At 63.8% G+C, this 18,705-nt stretch carries 15 protein-coding genes; 11 read left to right on the top strand and 4 right to left on the bottom strand.

From position 1 onward, the window contains the following. Positions 1-58: 58 nt before the first annotated feature. The 9 genes from QCL51_RS03830 (at position 59) to QCL51_RS03790 (ending at position 10,931) form a co-directional block, all read left to right on the top strand. Positions 59-1,495, top strand: a complete 1,437-nt coding sequence (locus QCL51_RS03830; RefSeq protein WP_338444607.1) for a TolC family outer membrane protein — start codon at positions 59-61, stop codon at positions 1,493-1,495. Continuing rightward, the gene (locus tag QCL51_RS03825) at positions 1,492-3,660 is read left to right on the top strand and encodes a type I secretion system permease/ATPase (protein WP_021781738.1); all 2,169 of its coding nucleotides are present in this window, start codon (positions 1,492-1,494) and stop codon (positions 3,658-3,660) included. The genes QCL51_RS03830 and QCL51_RS03825 overlap by 4 nt, the downstream gene beginning before the upstream one ends. Beyond that, on the top strand, positions 3,657-4,841 hold the full coding sequence (locus QCL51_RS03820) for an HlyD family type I secretion periplasmic adaptor subunit (RefSeq protein ID WP_021781737.1): 1,185 nt from the start codon (positions 3,657-3,659) through the stop codon (positions 4,839-4,841). The genes QCL51_RS03825 and QCL51_RS03820 overlap by 4 nt, the downstream gene beginning before the upstream one ends. Positions 4,842-5,127: 286 nt before the next feature. Continuing rightward, positions 5,128-6,027 carry a chemotaxis protein gene (locus QCL51_RS03815; protein ID WP_021781736.1) on the top strand — a complete coding sequence of 300 codons (900 nt, stop codon included), beginning with the start codon at positions 5,128-5,130 and terminating at the stop codon, positions 6,025-6,027. Positions 6,028-6,115: 88 nt separating this feature from the next. After that, positions 6,116-6,427: a hypothetical protein gene (locus QCL51_RS03810; protein ID WP_021781735.1), complete on the top strand. Its 312-nt coding sequence runs from the start codon at positions 6,116-6,118 to the stop codon at positions 6,425-6,427. Continuing rightward, positions 6,424-7,158, top strand: coding sequence for a YkgJ family cysteine cluster protein (locus QCL51_RS03805; RefSeq protein WP_103463244.1), 735 nt, complete (start codon positions 6,424-6,426; stop codon positions 7,156-7,158). The genes QCL51_RS03810 and QCL51_RS03805 overlap by 4 nt, the downstream gene beginning before the upstream one ends. A gap of 317 nt (positions 7,159-7,475) precedes the next feature. Beyond that, on the top strand, positions 7,476-7,700 hold the full coding sequence (locus QCL51_RS03800) for a hypothetical protein (RefSeq protein WP_021781733.1): 225 nt from the start codon (positions 7,476-7,478) through the stop codon (positions 7,698-7,700). A 205-nt stretch (positions 7,701-7,905) separates the two neighbouring features. Then, the gene (locus QCL51_RS03795) at positions 7,906-9,240 is read left to right on the top strand and encodes an OprD family porin (RefSeq protein ID WP_021781732.1); all 1,335 of its coding nucleotides are present in this window, start codon (positions 7,906-7,908) and stop codon (positions 9,238-9,240) included. 200 nt (positions 9,241-9,440) lie between these two features. Further along, positions 9,441-10,931, top strand: a complete 1,491-nt coding sequence (locus tag QCL51_RS03790; protein ID WP_021781731.1) for a sensor domain-containing diguanylate cyclase — start codon at positions 9,441-9,443, stop codon at positions 10,929-10,931. Here QCL51_RS03790 and QCL51_RS03785 read toward each other — a convergent pair. Continuing rightward, a complete protein-coding gene (locus QCL51_RS03785; protein ID WP_003247307.1) occupies positions 10,928-11,404 on the bottom strand; it encodes a PA2169 family four-helix-bundle protein in 477 nt (158 codons plus the stop codon). The genes QCL51_RS03790 and QCL51_RS03785 overlap by 4 nt on opposite strands. A 200-nt stretch (positions 11,405-11,604) precedes the next feature. Here QCL51_RS03785 and QCL51_RS03780 point away from each other — a divergent pair, with 200 nt between their 5' ends. Continuing rightward, on the top strand, positions 11,605-11,826 hold the full coding sequence (locus QCL51_RS03780) for a DUF3820 family protein (protein WP_021781730.1): 222 nt from the start codon (positions 11,605-11,607) through the stop codon (positions 11,824-11,826). 59 nt (positions 11,827-11,885) lie between these two features. Here QCL51_RS03780 and QCL51_RS03775 read toward each other — a convergent pair whose 3' ends face one another. From QCL51_RS03775 to ptsP, 3 genes are read right to left on the bottom strand one after another with little or no spacing between them, the layout of a single operon-like run. Continuing rightward, entirely contained in the window at positions 11,886-13,628 is a 1,743-nt protein-coding gene (locus tag QCL51_RS03775) for a PTS fructose-like transporter subunit IIB (protein ID WP_103443503.1), read from the bottom strand. Continuing rightward, positions 13,625-14,572, bottom strand: coding sequence for a 1-phosphofructokinase (pfkB, locus tag QCL51_RS03770; RefSeq protein WP_021781728.1), 948 nt, complete (start codon positions 14,570-14,572; stop codon positions 13,625-13,627). The genes QCL51_RS03775 and pfkB overlap by 4 nt, the downstream gene beginning before the upstream one ends. After that, on the bottom strand, positions 14,573-17,425 hold the full coding sequence (ptsP, locus tag QCL51_RS03765) for a phosphoenolpyruvate--protein phosphotransferase (RefSeq protein WP_103443502.1): 2,853 nt from the start codon (positions 17,423-17,425) through the stop codon (positions 14,573-14,575). Positions 17,426-17,709: 284 nt separating this feature from the next. Here ptsP and cra point away from each other — a divergent pair, with 284 nt between their 5' ends. Beyond that, the gene (cra, locus tag QCL51_RS03760) at positions 17,710-18,705 is read left to right on the top strand and encodes a catabolite repressor/activator (protein WP_021781726.1); all 996 of its coding nucleotides are present in this window, start codon (positions 17,710-17,712) and stop codon (positions 18,703-18,705) included.

The following is an 18,705-nucleotide window of genomic DNA, read 5'->3' as shown; positions in this document are numbered from 1 at the left end:
CTGCAAACCCGCCGGGTGAATGCCCGGCGGCATGGACGACCAGCAGTAAGGGAACTATGTGAAGCGAAGCAGTCCGCTGTCACCGCTGTTGCTGGGAGCATTCGGGCTCCTGGCCCTGAACTTCCACCCGGTTGCCCAGGCAGCCGATGATATAGACCCCCACCTGCGCCAGATCGGGCCATCGTTGTTACGCGATGCGCCCGAAGCGGTGCCCGCCCGCCCCCCCATCGGCATGGCCCCGGTCGCCAGTGGCGAACGGCTGAGCCTTACCGACGCAGTGCTGCAGGCAGCGCAATGGCACCCGAGCATCGCTGAGGCCATCGGCAACCTTTACAAGCAGGGCGAAGGCATCAACGTCGCCCGTGCGGGGTACTACCCACAGATTTCCGGCGGTCTGCGCACCGGTTATGACACCGGTTATGGCGGCGACCGCAATAGCCAGGCCCTGAACCTGTCGCTCAAGCAAATGCTCTATGACTTCGGCAAGGTCGACAGCGCCGTCAATGCCGCCCAGGCGGCTGCCGCCCGCGCCCAGGCCAATATCCTGCTGGTGGTCGACGATCTGGCCCGCGACACAGCCTATGCCTGGATCGAAACCCGCCGATACGAGCAACTGCTGACGATTGCCCGCGATCAGATTCGCGGCGTGGGCGACATTGCCGGCATGGCCCGCCAGCGTAGCGACATGGGCGCCAGCACCCGTTCCGACGTGGTGCAGGCCGAGTCCCGCGTGGAAAGCGCCCGTGCCACCCTGGAGGAGTACCAGTCGCAGTACGAGCGCTGGCGCTCGACCCTGGCGGCGCTGATGGGCCGCGTTACCCCTCCGGCACTGGCCGAGGGCTCACCCGCTGAGCTGAACCAGGCCTGCAAGCGCCCTGCACAGGGTGATGACCGCCTGCCCGCCGTGCTGATGGCCTTGGCCCAGCGCGCACAGGGCCAAGCTGAACTGGCCCAGGCCAAGGCGGAGGCCTACCCCACCCTATCGCTGCAACCGCAGGTCAATCATTACCTGGACGACGACTATAACCGCGATAACTCACGACTGGACCGCACCCAGGCAGGCATCTACCTGAACGTCGAAGTCCCCATCTACCAAGGGGGCTCCATCAGCGCCCGTACCCGCGCGGCCAGCCACGCGCTGACCGCAGCCGACTCCGCCGAGGACGCCGCCCGCCTGCAGGCGCGTCGGGGCCTGGCCGAAGCCATGGCGCAAACCTCCGGGCTAAGCCGCCGGCTGACCTCGCTGGAAGCGCGCCAGGCCAGTATTCAGGAAGCACGCATGCTCTACGGGCGTCAGTACCTGGACCTGGGCACACGGCCACTGCTCGACCTGCTCAACGCCGAGCAGGAGATCTACCAGTCACGCTTCGAACTTGCCGGCACCCGCTCCGATCTGCTGCGCCTGGATGTCGACTGCCTGTACAACAACGGCGCCCTGCGCACGGCCTTTGGCCTTGAGGGGCGCAACCTGCAAGGTGTGGAGATCCAGCCATGAGTGATTCGATCGATGTGACCCTGCCCAACCAGGCACCCGCGCCGGAGCAGGCCGCCGCGCACCGGCCAGACCTTGGCCCCTGGCTTGAGGTGATATTGCAGGTGGCGCACCACTACCGCCTGGACGTATCACCCCAGCGTATTCGCCTGGCCGCAGTGGAGGATGCCCGCCCGTTGAATGAAATCCTCCGCCACATGGCACGTCAGGCGGGGCTGGCACTGCGCTTCGTGCACTTCGATGCCAAGGGCCTGCGGCAATGGCGCACGCCGCTGGTGCTGGAGCTGGACGACGGGCAACTGGCGGTGGTCGAGTCGGTGACCGAAGAGGACGACCTGGCGGTAGTGTTTGCCGGTGACCAAGGCCTGACTTCGCGCCTGCCCCGCGACACCCTGAAAGGCCGCATCAACCGCGTTGCCCTGCTGCGCCCGGCCCGGCCACTGCGCGATGTGCGCACCGACGACTACACCGCCCCTTACGACCGCCACTGGTTCGCCCGCATCGTACTGCGCGACCTGCGCCCCTATGGGCAGGTGATGGTCGCGTCACTGGTGGCCAACGTGCTCGCGCTGGCCGGCGTACTGTTCTCGATGCAGGTGTATGACCGAGTGATACCGGCTGAATCCCTGCCCACCCTCTACGTCCTGTTTGGCGGTGTGGTGTTGGCACTGGTGTTCGACTTCAGCATGCGCCTGCTGCGGCTGAAGGTGACCGACCTGCTCGGCAAGCGCGCCGACCTGCGGGTGAGCGACCTGGTCTACGGCCATGCCCTGCGCCTGCGCAACTCGGTGCGGCCGAAGTCCACCGGCTCGTTCATCTCGCAGTTGCGCGAGCTGGAATCGATCCGCGACCTGATCACGTCCAGCACCGCCACGGTGCTGGCCGACCTGCCGTTCTTCCTGCTGTTCCTGTTCGTGTTCTGGCTGATCGGCGGCGTGCTGGTGTTCATCCCGCTGGTCGCGCTGCTGGCCATGGTGTTGCCAGGGTTGCTTGCACAACGGCGCCTGGCACGGTTGGCCAATGCCTCGATGCGTGAGTCGGCGCTGCGCAACGCCATGCTGGTGGAAAGCATCCAGGGCCTGGACGAGATCAAGGCACTGCAGGCAGAGGCACGCTTCGAACGGCAATGGAACCAGTACAACGCGGCCTGTGCGCACACCAACCTGCGCCTGCGCACCCTCACCAACGGCCTGGTGACCTGGACGCAGAACGTGCAGGGTGCAGTGTTTGCCGTGGTAATCGTGATCGGCGCACCCATGGTCATCGCCGGCGACCTCACCACAGGTAGCCTGGTGGCGGCATCCATGCTTTCGTCGCGAATGATGGCGCCGCTGGCACAGCTGACCCATGTGCTGACCCGCTGGCAGCAGGCCAAGGTCGCACTGCAAGGCCTGGACAAGCTGATGCAATCGCCGGTCGACCACCCTGAAGGCGAAGCCCGCGTGCACCTGCCGGCCATTCACGGCGAGTACCGCCTGCGCCAGGCCAGCTTCCGCTACAGCGAAGAGTACCCGCCAGTGCTGAACATTGGCCGGCTGGACATCCAGCCGGGCGAGCGCATTGCCGTGCTGGGCCGCAACGGCGCCGGCAAATCAACCTTGCTGCAGGCGCTGGGCGGGGCCATGGACCTGGTACAGGGCGAGATTAGCCTGGACGGCATCGCCATGGCTCACCTCGACCCGGCTGACCTGCGCCGTGACGTCGGCCTGCTGCCGCAGTACGCGAGGCTGTTCCACGGCACCCTGCGGGAAAACCTCACCCTCGGCGCCGGCCAGGCCAGCGACCAGGAACTGGTGGCCGCACTGGCCGCCACTGGCGCACTGGACTTCGTCCGCCGCCTGCCCAAGGGCATGGACCATCTGATCCTAGAAGGTGGCCTGGGCTTGTCTGGCGGCCAGCGCCAAGCCCTGGTGCTGTCGCGCCTGCTGGTACGCCAGCCGCAGGTGCTGCTGCTGGACGAGCCGACCGCGTCGCTGGACGACATGACCGAGCGCAAGCTGCTGGATAACCTGGAGCGCTTCTGTCAGGGCCGTACACTGGTGATCGCAACCCATCGCCTGAGTGTTCTGCAGCGGGTCGACCGCATCCTGGTGCTGGACGCCGGGCGCATCGTCATCGATGACGCGCGTGATGCCGCGCTGGCCAAGCTGCAAGGAGCCCAGGCATGAGCAACCACGAACTCCCGGCTTCCTACCTGGACGGGCAGGACGACCAGGCGGTATTCCGCGCCGGCCGCCTCATCACCCTCTGCGCGCTGATGCTGGCGGCGTTCCTGGCCTGGGCGGCCTGGTTCGAGGTGACCGAGGTGTCCACCGGCACAGGCAAGGTCATCCCCAGTTCGCGAGAGCAGGTAATCCAGTCGTTCGAGGGTGGTATCGTCGCGCAGATGAGCGTCGCCGAAGGCGACCTGGTCGAGCGCGGCCAAGTGCTGGCCCAACTCGACCCGACCAAGACGGCCTCAAGCGTTGGTGAAAGCGAAGCCAAGTACCGCGCGGCCAGGGCCAGCCAGGCCCGCCTGCAGGCAGAGGTGACCGGCAAGCCACTGACCTTCCCGGCGAGCCTGCGCGACTCTCCTGACCTGATCGATGCCGAAACCGCGCTGTACCAGACCCGCCGCCGCGGCCTGGAACAGACCCTGGCGGGTATTCAGGACTCGTTGCAACTGGTGCGCAGCGAGCTGAAGATCACCGAGAACCTGGCGAAGATGGGTGCCTCCAGCCGGGTCGAAGTTATTCGCCTGAACCGCCAGCGTTCCGAGCTGGAACTCAAGGCCAACGAGGCGCGCTCGGACTATCTGGTGCGTGCCCGGGAAGAACTGGCCAAGGCCAGCGCCGAAGCGGACGCCCTGTCGGAAGTGATCCGCGGGCGCAGCGACTCGCTCAGCCGCCTGACCCTGCGCTCGCCGGTGCGCGGCATTGTAAAGGACATCGAGGTCAACACCCTGGGTGGCGTGGTGCAGCCCGGTGGCCAGGTGATGAAGATCGTACCGATGGACGAACGCCTGCTGATCGAAACCCGCATCGCGCCACGGGACATCGCCTTCATTCACCCCGACCAGGCGGCCAAGGTAAAGATCAGTGCCTATGACTACTCGGTGTACGGCGGGCTGGACGGCAAGGTGGTGGGCATCTCGCCGGACACCCTGCAGGACGAGGTCAAACCGGAAATCTACTACTACCGCGTGTTCATCCGCACCGAACAGGACAGCTTGCAGAACAAGGCCGGTAAGCGTTTTGCGATCGTGCCAGGGATGATTGCCACAGTGGATATCCGAACGGGCGAGAAAACCATCCTCGATTACCTGATCAAGCCGCTGAACCGGGCCAAGGAGGCCCTGCGTGAACGGTAGTGCGTGACGGGAGGTTTGCGTTGCCAGTGAGATTGAGCGCCGCCCGCGCGGCGCATCGCGAGCTGTGCTCGCTCCTACACATGGCGGCCGCGCGCCCGGAACAGGCTTTACTGGCCTGAAACAAACGTAGGAGCGAGCGCAGCTCGCGATGCGCCGCGCGGGCGGCGCTCGACCTCACTGACAACAAAAAAGACCAAGGCGAACCCATCAACTACCATCAATACCCTAAAGCCAGCCGTCAAAGAGCCGATAACCGGTTATCCCCTGCTCCCCACCGAAGGTCACCATGGCCACGCAAAATGCCCGCGCGGATTCGCTATCCCTGCTGCTGTTCACCCTGCGCAGCGGTAAGCTGATGGCAATCAACCTGCTCAAGGTCAGCGAGATCATACCCTGCCCGCCGCTGACCAAGCTGCCCGAGTCGCACCCCCATGTAAAAGGCGTGGCAACCCTGCGCGGCCACTCGCTGTCGGTCATCGACCTGTCCCGCGCCATTGGCGAACAACCGCTGGCCGACCCACAGGGTGGCTGCCTGATCGTTACCGAGATCAGCCGTTCGCGCCAAGGCCTGCATGTACAGGCAGTCAGCCGCATCGTGCATTGCCTGAGCACCGACATCAAACCGCCACCCTACGCCTCAGGCACCCGCTCGTTCATCACCGGCGTGACGCGCGTCGACAACACCCTGGTGCAGGTGCTGGACATCGAAAAAGTCATACACGCCATCGCCCCGCCCGTCGCCGAGCCGGCGCACGGCACCTTGAACGAAGAAGATGCCAGCCTGCTGGCCGCCGCCAATATCCTGGTGGTGGACGACAGCCAGGTGGCCTTGCAACAGTCGGTGCACACCCTGCGCAACCTCGGTATCGAATGCCACACCGCGCGCAGCGCCAAAGACGCCATAAACGTGCTGCTGGAACTGCAAGGCACCGCGCAGGAGATCAACATCATCGTCTCCGACATCGAAATGAGCGAGATGGACGGCTACGCCTTCACCCGCACGCTGCGTGAAACCCCTGACTTCCAGCACCTGTACGTGCTGTTGCATACCTCGCTGGACAGTGCCATGAGCAGTGAAAAGGCGACCCAGGCCGGGGCCAATGCCATCCTTACCAAGTTCTCCTCGCCAGAGCTGACCGATTGTCTGGTGGTGGCCGCGCGTACCGTGGTGTTCGCCGAGCACTGATATATTCAGCGACAAACTCCCCGGCTGGCTGCCGGGGGTGACTCGGGCATAATTCGCGCCCCTCGCAAGAAAATTGCCGGAATCACATATGAAGCTTCTCAGCTCTATCCTGATCAGCTGTGCCCTCTTCAGCGGTATTGCCCAGGCCTCCAGTAGTCAGGCCTGGAACGAGCAGCGCCAGCAGATGCTCAAGGCCTGCCTGACCGCAAGCCAGTTCAAGAACGCCCACGCTCGCGGCAAGCCCGCCGAGTTCGATGACCAGGCAGGCATGAGTGCCCTGCTGATCGAAGGCGTCTACCCACAAAAGCACATGCAGCAGCGCACCGGCACCGAGCTGTGTCTGTACGATCGCCAGCACCAGCGTGCCTTTGTCAGCGAGTGGAGCCCGGAAGCCAAGTGACCGACCGCTTACGTTTCGGCTGTACCGGCTGCGGCAAATGCTGCACCGGCCACCATGTGCCACTGACGCTGGCCGAAGCTCGTCGCTGGGCGGACGATGCCGGCCAGGTGGTGGTACTGATCGAAGCCTTCGTCGTGGACGGTCCTGGCATGCCGCTGGAGCAGCGTGACCATGTGCTGCGACGCTCCCATCCGGTGCATTGCGGCGAGGGCGAGGCACGCGTCTCGGTGACCTTTGCTGCATTCAACCCCGGACGTTGTCGTAACCTCGACGCCAACGACCTCTGCACCATCTATGAGCAGCGCCCGCTGGTCTGTCGCATCTATCCGGTAGAAATCAACCCGCATATTCCATTGCGGCCAGACAGCAAGGACTGCCCGCCGGAGGCCTGGCAACAGGGGCCGGAGCTGATTCACGGCACGCAACTGGTCGATGTGGAACTGCAGGCGCTGGTCCAGGCTTCGCGCCAGGCCGACCGCGATGACATTGCCGCCAAGGTGGCGGTGTGTCAGGCATTGGGCATGACTACCAGTGCGCTAAAAGGTAACGGGTTTACCGCTTACTTGCCGGATATGGGGGCGTTTGCTGCGGCGCTGGCGCAGGTGCCGGGGAATGAACGGACGCAGTGGACCTTGCATGTGCAGGATGAAGCGCTGACGGCGAGCTTGCAGGCACTGGGTTTGCGCACGACCAATGAAACCCCGGTGTATTACGCCTTTATCGGTTTTTAGCCTGATCACCTTGCCCCAGGCCACGCACGAAAAAGCGACCGGATAGCTGGCTGACGGCCAGCTACAAAGCTGCCGTTGGCTTTCTTCGAACACCACCGTAGCGCTGTGAACCGCCTCGTGGGACGAGCCCATCTATTACAAACAGTACGCAGGCGCTCTAGCACGGGGCTTTCGCCAAAAGTCCCATTGACTCCACCAAGGATCGTTACTTTTTGCGTAACAGTGCTTATCGCACTTCACTCTGTTTCGAGTGCACTGAAAGGACTAACTTTACCCCTGTCCTCATTAGCACTTGCACCGCAAGAAGGTAGTTTCAAATGTCCAGCAGTATGGGTATTGCCAGCGTCTTCGTCCTGTCTTCCCTGTTGTTGTCGCCCCTGGCCATGGCCGAAGAATCCCCGGCTTTCGTCGCCCGCAATGCAGAGCTCGCGGCTGTCCATCAAGAGGCCCGTGACGCTGTAGCCGCAAACAAGGCAGATACCGCAAAAGGCGCTAAACAGACAGCTTCCAAAGTTACTGTCGATGCCAATGCCGACAGCTGATCAGGCGCTGTCGCTGCTCCCGCTTTCCCTTGGCTACGCCATGGGCACCTCCAGTGCCGATATGTTAGCCTTTTAAAGGCCGCTGCCAATCAGCGGCTTTTTTTATGTGCTTCAACTCTCAGCCTGGTTGTAACGTCCACCTATAAAAAGACGCACATTCAAATATAAAAACTGCCCCACCGTCATACCAAAGGAGCTAGTACCGGTGCCTTCCGCGTTTCGTTTTACCCCGCTTTTCATTGCGTTGACTGCAACGATCCCTTTCGCCGCCCAGGCAGATGAAGACAAGGCTGATGGCTTCATCGAAGGTTCGTCCTTCAACCTGCATTTTCGTAATGCCTACTTCAACCGCGACAACCACAACGCCGGCGTGCGCGACACCCGCGAGTGGGGCCAGGGCGCGGTTGCGCGTTTCGAGTCTGGCTACACCCCGGGTGTGGTCGGCTTTGGCCTGGATGCTCATGCCATGCTGGGCGTGAAGCTCGACGGCGGCGGCGGCCATGCCGGCACCAGCATCCTGCCCGAACACATCAAGGACGACGGCGAGCTGGGCGCTGCCCCGCATTCGTTTTCCACTGCCGGTGCTGCGATCAAGCTCAAGGCCTTCGACACCGAGCTGAAAGCCGGGGACCTGTTCCTCACCAACCCGGTGATCGCCGGCGGCGAAACGCGCATGCTGCCGCAAACCTTCCGCGGTGTAAGCCTGACCAACACCAGCATCGACGGCCTGTTGCTCGAAGGCGGCCAGGTCAGCTTCACCCACCCGTACAACCAGAGCGGCCACCGCCGCATCGACACCTACTACGGGTCACTGGACGAGCACGACAAGAGCAAGCACCTGAACTGGGCCGGCGCGTCGTGGAGCGGTACCGAGCACATCACCGCCAACCTGTACGCCGCCGAGCTGAAGGACATCTGGAACCAGTATTACGCGGACTTCGACTACACCTATGTGGTCAATGACCTGGTCAGCCTGAACCCGGGCGTGCACTTCTATCACACCCAGGACACCGGCCAGGCCCTGCTAGGCAAGATCGACAACAACACCTACAGCGTGCACTTCACCGTCAACGCAGGCTTCCACAGCGTCACCGCCGCCTACCAGCGAGTGAACGGCAACACGCCATTCGACTACATCAACTTGGGCGACAGCGTGTACCTGGACAACTCGCGCATGTACTCGGACTTCAACGCGCCGAACGAGCGCTCATGGAAACTGCAGTACGGCTATGACTTCGCCGGAGTCGGCGTGCCTGGTTTGAGCACCTCGCTGTCGTATTCGCGCGGTGAGGCCGACCTGACCAAGGCCACTCAGGACACCACTCACTACGATTACTACCGTGAAGATGGCAAGAACGCCATGCACTGGGAACGCGATCTGGACGTGAAGTACGTGTTCCAGGAAGGCGACCTCAAGGACCTGTCGGTGCTGGTGCGCTATGCCACCCACCGCGGCAGCCAGGGTTATGCGTCGATCGACAGCAACAGCGACAACGATGAACTGCGGGTCATCGTCGATTACCCACTGAACGTGTTCTGATCTTTTGCTGCCAGTGTAGGAGCGGGTTCACCCGCGAAGAACGCTTCGCCGGTGCTCGCGGGTAAACCCGCTCCTACAGAGGTACACGACAAATAGAAAAGTACAGTACACCGTGCTTCCGTCGGACAAATCTTGTCCGACAATCCCTGCTTCCCTAGAATATCGCCGCCGCGAATGGCCCTGCCCACGCAGTAGCGAGCATGCCCACCCAATCCCCGCGTTTCGCAGTCTACAGGTCGCACCCCGAGCTGATCCTCAACCTGGGCAGTTGCCTTGCCGTGCTCGCCATCGTGGCCATCGTCAGCTACCTGCTTGACCGCGAGCGCGAAAGTGTCGAACAGTCGGCGTTGCGCTCGTCGAACAACATCGTCCAGCTGATCGAAAGCGACATCCTGCGCAACGTCGAACTCTACGATCAGTCACTGCAAGGCCTGATCTGGGCCGTAGGGCGCAAGGAACTGCCGGAAGTCCCCGGCCCGATACGCCAGCGCCTGCTGTTCAATGAAGCCTTCGTCGACCGCAAGCGGGGTGACGTGCTGTGGCTGGACAAGCAAGGCAATGTCGTCGGCGACTCCACCAGCAGCGTGCCACGCAAGGCCAACTTCGGCCATACCGGGGTGTTCAAGGCTCACCAGCAGAATGCCAACCTCGGCTTGCTGGTAGGGCCCCCTTTCAAGGCCAAGCTTGGCGACCTGGACTGGTGTATCAGCTTCAGCCGACGCATCTCCGGCCTCAATGGCGAGTTTGCCGGGTTGGCAGCGGGTGCGCTGCGCCTGTCGTACTTCAGTGAGTTGTTCCAGCGCCTGGACATTGGCCACGACAGCAGCATCAACCTGTTCAATACCGACGGGCAGTTGCTCGTCCGCCAGCCCCACCGCGCGCAGGACCCGCTGATTGGAACCTCCTACACCGAAAGGCCCAATTTCAAGCGCATCATCGCTGAACAGAGCGGTACCTTCACCGCCCGCTCCGACATCAACGGCAAGCTCCGCATGTTCACCTTCGCCCGGGTCGCGCAACTGCCCCTGATCGTGCTGGTGGTGCACTCGGCCGACGAGGTGTTCGAGTCCTGGCGCCGCACCGCCATTGTCGTCAGCGTCGCCACCGGCGGTCTGTGCGTGGGCATTCTCTGGCTGACGTTGCTGCTGGGCCGCGAACTGCGCCGCCGCCACGAGGCCGAAGAAGACCTGGCTATGCTCGCCTCCACCGATAGCCTGACTGGCCTGGCCAACCGTCGCAGGCTGGACCATGTGCTGCGCCAGGAATGGGCCCGCGCCCAACGTAACCGTAAACCACTGGCGGTACTGATGGTGGATGTGGACCACTTCAAGGCATTCAACCAGCGCCATGGTCACGCCGGTGGCGACCATGCCTTGCGCGAAGTGGCCAAGGCCATCGAGGCATGCATTCGCCGCCCGGCGGACCTGGCCGCGCGTTACGGTGGGGAGGAGTTTCAGGTCGTGCTGCCGGAAACCGATCTGGCCGGGGCCCAGCTACTGGCTGAACGCATCCGCGCCAGCGTCGAGGCGCTGGCGCCGTTTGCGGATGATGCCCACGCAGTAACCGTGAGCATCGGTATCGGTTTGTCCGACACCCAGCACGACCTTGGCAGGGTGCTGGGTGCTGCGGACGAAGCGCTCTACCGGGCCAAGGCCAAGGGCCGAAACCGGGTCGAGGGCCCGCTCGACTAGGAGCGGGCGCGAGCGGCGTTGCGCAGGGCCTTGACCTGGTCATGGTTGCGCTGCACCCCTTGCAGCTGCTTTTCCACCAGGCTGTAGGTCATGTCGCTGGCAGTGCGGCCCAGTTTCACCAGCTTCTCGCGGGCTTCCTTGTAGGCCTTGAGGGCGTGGTCCTCGCCACGCTCCACCTCGTTCAGCACCGCCTCTTCGTCCTTGCCGGTGACCATCGACTTGAGGTTGACCCAGCCGCGGTGCAGGTCGCCACTGATGCTAGTGGAGGTTTCCGGGTCGCCGCCCAAGCGGCGAACCTCGCCCTGCAATTCACTGGCAGCGTTAGCGCACTCACCCGCGCGCTGGACGAAGAACGCTTTCAGTTCGGGGTTCTTCACATCATCGGCCGAGGCCTTGAAACCTTTCTCGCCATCCTTGCTGTACTCGATCAGGTCGTTGAGTACGTCGATCACGTCTTTGTTGGGGTTGCTCATGGTCGAACTCCTTGGCAGGTGATAGTCCTCTAGGGAATTGCAGTGTTCGTGCCACGCTTACCACAAAAATAAATTACTTTATTTTCAATGAGTTATACAAAAGAGACGACAGCTGATAACGGCGTTCTGCATGATTGCCGCTTGGGGCTTCGTGCAGATTGCAGTATGGTCGGCGCCTTTCCACAGCCAGGTGCGCGACGATGAAGCCGGAAACCCTCGAACTACTGGTGACCCGCAGCATGCCGTTCGGCAAGTACCAAGGGAGGATCATTGCCGACCTGCCAGGAGACTACCTGGCGTGGTTTGCGCGCAAGGGCTTCCCGACAGGGGAACTGGGCGGGTTGCTGGCGTTGATGCATGAGATCGATCACAACGGGCTGGGTGATCTGCTGGTGCCGTTGCGGCAGAAGCATGGGCGCTGAGAGGTCAACGCGGCCTTTGTGAGAGCGACCTTGTGCCGCTCCCACAAAGTGGGGTCAGCTCAGGTACTTTTAACCGGCGTCACCGCCAGCTCCACCCGCTCGCTCTTCTTGATCACGGCATACACCACCGCAGTCAACAAGCTACCGGCCATGATCGCCAACAAATAAAGCAGCGCATGGTTGATCGCGTTGGGGATAAGCAATACGAACAAGCCGCCATGCGGCGCCATCAGCTTGCAGCCAAAGTACATCGACAATGCCCCGGTCAACGCACCACCGGCGATACTGGCCGGGATCACCCGCAATGGGTCCTTGGCGGCAAACGGAATCGCCCCCTCAGAGATGAAGCACAGCCCCAGCGCCAGCGCTGCCTTGCCCGCCTCGCGCTCGCTCTGGGCGAACTTGCGCCTGGCCAGGAAGGTGGCAATACCCAAGCCAATCGGCGGCACCATGCCGGCGGCCATGGTCGCGGCCATTGGCGCGTAGCTCGACGAGGCCAGCAGCCCCACCGAGAACGCATAGGCGGCCTTGTTGATCGGCCCGCCAAGGTCGACGCACATCATGCCGCCCAGCAACAGCCCCAGCAGGATGGCATTGGTGGTGCCCATGCTGTCGAGGAAGTGCGTCAACCCTTCGAGCATCGCCGCTACCGGCTGGCCGACCACGTAGATCATCACCAGGCCGGTGAACAGACTGGCCAGCAATGGAATGATCAGGATTGGCTTGAGCGCCTCCAGGCTGCTGGGCAAGCGCGCCCATCGGGCAATGGCCTTGGCGCTGTAACCGGCAAGAAAACCGGCGACTATGCCACCGATGAAGCCGGCCCCCAAGGTGCTGGCCAGCAGGCCGCCGATCATGCCGGGGGCCAGCCCGGGGCGGTCGGCGATGGACCAGGCGATATAGCCCGCCAGTAGCGGCACCATCAGTTTGAAGGCGGCTTCACCGCCAATCTGCATCAACGCCGCCGGTAAGGTGCCCGCCTCTTTGTAGGCCTCGATACCGAACACGAACGACAGAGCGATCAGCAGGCCACCGGCCACCACCATCGGCAGCATGAACGACACGCCGGTAAGCAAGTGTTTGTACACGCCGGTTTTCTCGCCCTTCGTCGGCGTGGTCGGCGCTGCGGCGTCGGCGCTGTTCTCCACCGTGGCCTGCGCCAAGGCTTTGTCCAGAGTCGCGCGGGCCTGCTTGAGGGCAATGCCGGTACCACAACGGTAAATACGTTTGCCGGCGAAACGTGCAGTGGGAACTTCAATGTCGGCGGCCAGCAAAACCACGTCCGCCGCGGCGATGGCTTCAGCAGACAAGGGGTTGCGCGCACCGACCGAGCCCTGGGTCTCGACGGTGAGCTGATAGCCCAGTTGTTGTGCTGCTTGCTGCAGGGCTTCTGCGGCCATGAAGGTATGGGCTACGCCGGTCGGACAGGCAGTGACGGCTACGATGCGGGTGCCAGCACTGCCAGCGGCGGCGGGGCCATCTGTCACTGCAACCAGCAGCTCGGCGTTGGCCGCCGCTTCGTCGAGAAAGCCTTCGCGATCAGCCAGCGCCTGGGATGGCGTGCTCTGGTACAGGCGTTTGCCGACGAAGCGGGCCAGGTCCACCGGCCCGGTGCTGACCACAAGCACCCAGTCAGCCTCGGCGATCTGCGCGGCGCTCAGTTGCCGCTCGGGATGTTCAGTATTCTGCACTTCGACGCTGGTGCTCCAGCCGCGCCGCTGGGCAGCGGCGGACAGCAAGCGTGCGCTCAGTACACTCGACACCTGGCCATTGGGGCAGGCGGTGACTATGGCAATGTTCATCGGCAACCCTCTTGTTGTTCTGTCAGTTGCACGGCCGCTTCCAATTGCACCAGGTGCTCGCGGTCACGTATACCGAAGCCAACCTGGGTAACGGCCTGGGCGGCGATGGCAGTGGCTCGGGTCAACGTCTGCGCAGGCGCCTCGGCCAGCAACAGGCCGTGGACCATGCCGGCCACCAGCGAATCCCCCGCCCCCACCGTGCTGGCAACCCGTACCTTGGGTGGGCGGGCGTGCATGGCCAGGTCACGACTGAACCAACTGACGCCCTGCTCGCCCGCAGACACCACCACGTGTTCAACGCCACTGGCCAGCAGGCGCTTGGCGGCAGCCGTCTGTTGCGCCAGGTTATCCACAGGCAGACCCAGCACTTCGCCCAGTTCTTCGGTATTGGGCTTGACCAGCCAGGGCGCGCTCTGCAAGCCGACACGCAGGGCTTCACCACTGCTGTCCAGGACAACCTTGAGGCCTTGAGCCTTCAACAGTTCGAGCAACTGGCGGAACCAGTCGGCACTGATCCCGCGCGGCAGGCTACCAGCCACCACCACGGCATCGTGACCTGGGGCAATCTGTTGCAGCCTGTGCAGCAAGGCGTTGCGTGCCGCCTCGTCGACCTCCGGGCCCTGCCCGTTGATATCGGTGACGCGGCCATCGGCCTCGACCAGCTTGATATTGCTGCGGGTTTCGCCCGGCACACGGACAAAGCAGTCGGTAAAACCGCGACCGTCGATCAGCGCCTCGAAGGGCTGCAGATTGTCGCGCCCGAGGAAACCGCCAACGGTTACGCTGTGCCCCAGATCGGCCAGTACCTGTGCAACGTTCAGCCCCTTGCCCGCGGCGTGACTGTGCTGCTCCTGGCTACGGTTGACCTGGCCTGGGCGCAGAGCGTCCAGGCCGATGGTGATATCCAGCGCCGGGTTCAGGGTGAGAGTGAGGATCTTGGCCATTCAGTAACGCTCCACCAGCGCGCGAACTGCTGCGGCGCTGTCCTGTTGCAGGGCCTCGCGCGCCAAGGCGCGGGCTGTCTGATGATCGGCCTGGCGAACCAGTGCCTTGACTTCGGCGATGCTGCGCGCGGAGACGCTGAGTTCGTCCACGTCCAGCCCCAGCAGCACGGCCACCGCTTGCGGGTCGGCCGCCAGCTCGCCACACACGCCCACCCACTTGCCGTGGGCATGGGCGGCGCGCACGGTCATGTCGATCAGGCTCAATACCGCCGGGTGCAGGCCATCGGCCTGTGCCGAGAGGCTGGGGTGGCCACGGTCGATAGCCAAGGTGTATTGAGTCAGGTCGTTGGTGCCGATGCTGAAGAAGTCCACTTCGCGCGCCAATTGCGCTGCCAGCAGGGCCGCTGAAGGCACCTCGACCATAATGCCCAGTTGCAGGTCGGCTACCGGGATTTCTGCGCGCAGGCGTTCCACCATGGCCCGAGCCTCACGCCACTCGTGCACCTGGCCAACCATCGGGAACATGATACGCAACGGGCGCTGGTCGGCGGCCCGCAGCAATGCGCGCAACTGGTCTTCCATCACTTGCGGGCGCTGCAGGGTCAAACGCACGCCGCGCACGCCGAGGAAGGGATTTTCCTCGGCAGCGATCGGCCAGTAAGGCAGCGGTTTGTCGCCGCCGACATCCAGGGTACGCACCACCAGCGGGCGCCCATCGAGGCCATCGAGCACGCGGCGGTACTCGGCTTCCTGGGTAGCCACATCCGGCGCTTGAGGGTGGGCCATGAAAATCAGTTCGGTGCGCAGCAGGCCCACACCTTCGGCGCCCTGCTCCACCACCTTGGCTATACCGTTGCTGTCACCGATGTTGGCAAACACCTCGACGGCATGCCCATCCTGGGTGATGGCCGGCTCGAAGCGGTTGGCCCAGGCGGCCTGCAGGCGTTTCTCGCGCAGGTCACGCTCGGCCAGCGCCTGCTGCAGTTCATCCGCAGGCGGTGCGACGCTAACCACACCACGCTGGCCATCGAGCAGCAGCGGCGTGCCACTGTCCAACAGCAGTATCGACGCACCGGCGCCGACCACTGCCGGTATGCCCAAAGCCCGGGCAACGATGGCACTGTGGGCCGTGGCGCCGCCCTGGGCGGTGACAATACCGGCAACCCGGGTGGGGTCCAGGCGGGCGACATCGGATGGACCGACTTCGGTCATCACCAGCACATAGGGTTGCTCGGGTTCAGCCTGCGCCTGCACACCACACAACTGCGCCAGCACGCGGCGGCCGATATCGCGCAGGTCGGCAGCGCGCTCGGCAAGCAGCGCATCGTGCAATGCCTCTTGCTGGCGGGCCGCGGCGTCGATCACGGCCATCCACGCGGCCGCGGCACTTTCGCCCTGGGCCAGGCGCTGCTCGACATCGTCGGTCAGGGCCGGGTCGGCAAGCATTTCCTGGTGGGTGACGAAAATTTCGCCAATGGCCTTGTCGCTGCGCAGGACCAAAGCCTGCAGTTCGCCATTGACGATGGCCAACGCTTCGCGCAGCTTCTGCCGCTCCTGGGCGCACGATTCACCCCGCAAGGGGTAGTCGAACTCACGCTCGACACAGACATGCGCCGGGCCGCTGGCAATGCCGGGGGCGGCACCCACACCCTGGATACGACTGCCGGCCGCAGGCGCTTGCAGCACTTCGGGTAGGTCATCGGCAATGGGCGTGACGCTCTGCGGGAGCGGTTCCACCTCCTCACCCAGGCCTTGTTCGATAGCGGCCAGCAACACCGGCAAGGCATCGGCAGCGATACTCGGCTCGGCGACCAGTTCCAGTGCCTGACCACGGCGGGCGCCGAGGCTGAGCAGCTTGCTGAGGCTCTTCACCGATACCGCTGGCTGCGCGCTATCGACCAGGCGCACACGAATTTCCCCTTCAAAGCCTTTGGCCAGTTGTGCAAGCACCTTGGCCGGTCGGGCATGCAAGCCATGTGGATTGGCCAGCACGACACGTGCGCTGGGCCAGTCCGCCGGCGCCTCGCCGCCCAGTACTTCCAGTACCGCACGGCTGTTGGTGGCCTGGTAGAGCATCTGCCCGCGGCCTTCGATCAGCACTTCGCAAAGACGCTCAAGCAGGGCCTCGTGAGCGGCGCCAAGGCTGGCCAGGCAGAACAGACCGTTGAGCGGCTGGTCGCGATAACGCAGCGGCTGCTGCGGGGTGATGAAGGCGAGGCCCGGCTGACGAACCTGGCGCTCGCTGTGCAGCCACCACAGGCCCTCGCCCAGCGGCAGCGGTTCGGCCTGCTGGAGCACGGCGGCAAAGCCACTGTCGACACAGTCGGCACGTTGCAACAGGCGGGCACCGCGCCAGGCCAGTTCGTCGAAGTCTTCAGCCGGCAAGTTCAGCCCCACCAGCTGCGCATCCAGCGCCAACGCTTGTGGCGCGCCCTGCAGCAGCTTGAGCAGCACTTCGGCTGAGCTGGCCCGGCGCAAGGCTTCGGCCAGGTCGGTCTCGCCCAGCGCACGGGTCAACAGCTGCAGCAGGCGCAGGTGTTCGTCGGAGCGGGCGGCAATACCAATGGCCAGGTAGACCATTTGCCCGTCACCCCAGTCTACCCCCTCGGGAAACTGCAGCAGCCGCACGCCGGTGGCATACACCAGATCGCGTGTTTGCGGCGTACCATGGGGAATGGCGATGCCCTGGCCAAGGAACGTGGAGCCTTGTGCCTCCCGGGCCTGCAGCCCTTGCAGGTAACCCTCGGCGACCAGGCCGTCCGCAACCAGCCGATCCGCCAGAAGGCGCAATGCCTCGTCCTTGTCGGCGGCCTTCTGGCCCATGGCTATCTGCTCATTGGCGAGCTCGAGCATGACCTTCTCCTTTTGCAGTTCCCGTTCGGGTACTGGAGTATTGTTGTGAAATTCACATAAAGGGCCAGTTCAGCAGCCTTGCACGGGTGGCAGCCGAGGCAGAAAAATCGGCAGCTGAAACGTTTAATCTGACCAGGCGGCCACGTTACTCGATAATCTGCCCAGTAAAAAGCCCCATCCTGTCGGACAATTGCGACAATGGTCGTCTGCGCGTGATGCCTGTACCGGGTCAAACTACCCGGTCCGGCCTCACAGCCAGCCCCGGTAATAACAAGGAAAATTCGGTGAAACTCAGCGATATCGCCCGTCTGGCCGGTGTGTCCGTGACCACTGCCAGCTACGTCATCAATGGCAAGGCTGAACAGCAGCGCATCAGTAACAGTACTGTCGAGCGGGTACGCGCGGTGGTCGAAGCCCACGGCTTCACCCCCAACCCGCAGGCAGCTGGGCTGCGCAGCCGGCATACCCGCACCCTGGGCTTCATTCTCCCGGATCTGGAGAACCCCAGCTACGCCCGCATTGCCAAGCAACTGGAGCAAGGCGCCCGCGCCCGCGGCTACCAGCTTCTGATCGCCAGCAGCGACGACCAGCCAGACAGCGAGCGCCAACTGCAGCAGCTGTTCCGTGCGCGCCGCTGCGATGCGCTGTTCGTTGCCAGTTGCCTGCCGCCAGAAGATGACAGCTACCGCGAGCTGCAGGACAAAGGCCTGCCGGTGATAGCCATCGACCGCCGTCTGGACCCCGCACACTTCTGCTCGGTGATCAGCGACGACCGCGATGCCAGCCGCCAGCTGGCCGCCAGCCTGCTCAGCGCGGCACCACGTAGCATAGCCCTGATAGGCGCGCGCCCCGAGCTGTCGGTTAGCCAGGCGCGTGCCGGCGGATTCGACGAAGCCCTGCAAGGCTATACCGGCGAAGTGCGCCGCTATCAGGGCGAAGCGTTCAGCCGCGAGTGCGGCCAGCGCCTGATGCAGCAACTGATCGACGACCTGGGTGGCCTGCCTGATGCTCTGGTGACCACTTCGTACGTACTGTTGCAGGGCGTGTTCGACACCCTCCAGGCGCGCCCGGTCGACTCGCGCCAACTGCAGCTGGGTACCTTTGGCGACAACCAGTTGCTCGACTTCCTGCCGCTGCCGGTCAATGCCATGGCCCAGCAGCATGGCCAGATTGCCGCCACTGCGCTTGAACTGGCACTGGCCGCCATCGAGGAAAAACGCTATGAACCCGGCGTGCATGCTGTTGGCCGCACCTTCAAGCAACGCATCTCAGCGACCTGA

This window comes from Pseudomonas sp. LTR0, from assembly GCF_036630035.1.
GTDB classification, from domain to species: domain Bacteria; phylum Pseudomonadota; class Gammaproteobacteria; order Pseudomonadales; family Pseudomonadaceae; genus Aquipseudomonas; species Aquipseudomonas putida_Y.
This window is presented reverse-complemented; position numbering and strand designations above follow the sequence as displayed.

What these genes read in the sequence shown, in the direction of transcription:
- QCL51_RS03810 (WP_021781735.1), top strand. Translation starts at nt 6,116, where the DNA reads ATGAAGCTTCTCAGCTCTATCCTGATCAGCTGTGCCCTCTTCAGCGGT.
- QCL51_RS03785 (WP_003247307.1), bottom strand. Translation starts at nt 11,404, where the DNA reads ATGAGCAACCCCAACAAAGACGTGATCGACGTACTCAACGACCTGATC.
- QCL51_RS03790 (WP_021781731.1), top strand. Translation starts at nt 9,441, where the DNA reads ATGCCCACCCAATCCCCGCGTTTCGCAGTCTACAGGTCGCACCCCGAG.
- QCL51_RS03780 (WP_021781730.1), top strand. Translation starts at nt 11,605, where the DNA reads ATGAAGCCGGAAACCCTCGAACTACTGGTGACCCGCAGCATGCCGTTC.
- ptsP (WP_103443502.1), bottom strand. Translation starts at nt 17,425, where the DNA reads ATGCTCGAGCTCGCCAATGAGCAGATAGCCATGGGCCAGAAGGCCGCC.
- QCL51_RS03820 (WP_021781737.1), top strand. Translation starts at nt 3,657, where the DNA reads ATGAGCAACCACGAACTCCCGGCTTCCTACCTGGACGGGCAGGACGAC.
- QCL51_RS03775 (WP_103443503.1), bottom strand. Translation starts at nt 13,628, where the DNA reads ATGAACATTGCCATAGTCACCGCCTGCCCCAATGGCCAGGTGTCGAGT.
- QCL51_RS03825 (WP_021781738.1), top strand. Translation starts at nt 1,492, where the DNA reads ATGAGTGATTCGATCGATGTGACCCTGCCCAACCAGGCACCCGCGCCG.
- QCL51_RS03815 (WP_021781736.1), top strand. Translation starts at nt 5,128, where the DNA reads ATGGCCACGCAAAATGCCCGCGCGGATTCGCTATCCCTGCTGCTGTTC.
- QCL51_RS03800 (WP_021781733.1), top strand. Translation starts at nt 7,476, where the DNA reads ATGTCCAGCAGTATGGGTATTGCCAGCGTCTTCGTCCTGTCTTCCCTG.
- pfkB (WP_021781728.1), bottom strand. Translation starts at nt 14,572, where the DNA reads ATGGCCAAGATCCTCACTCTCACCCTGAACCCGGCGCTGGATATCACC.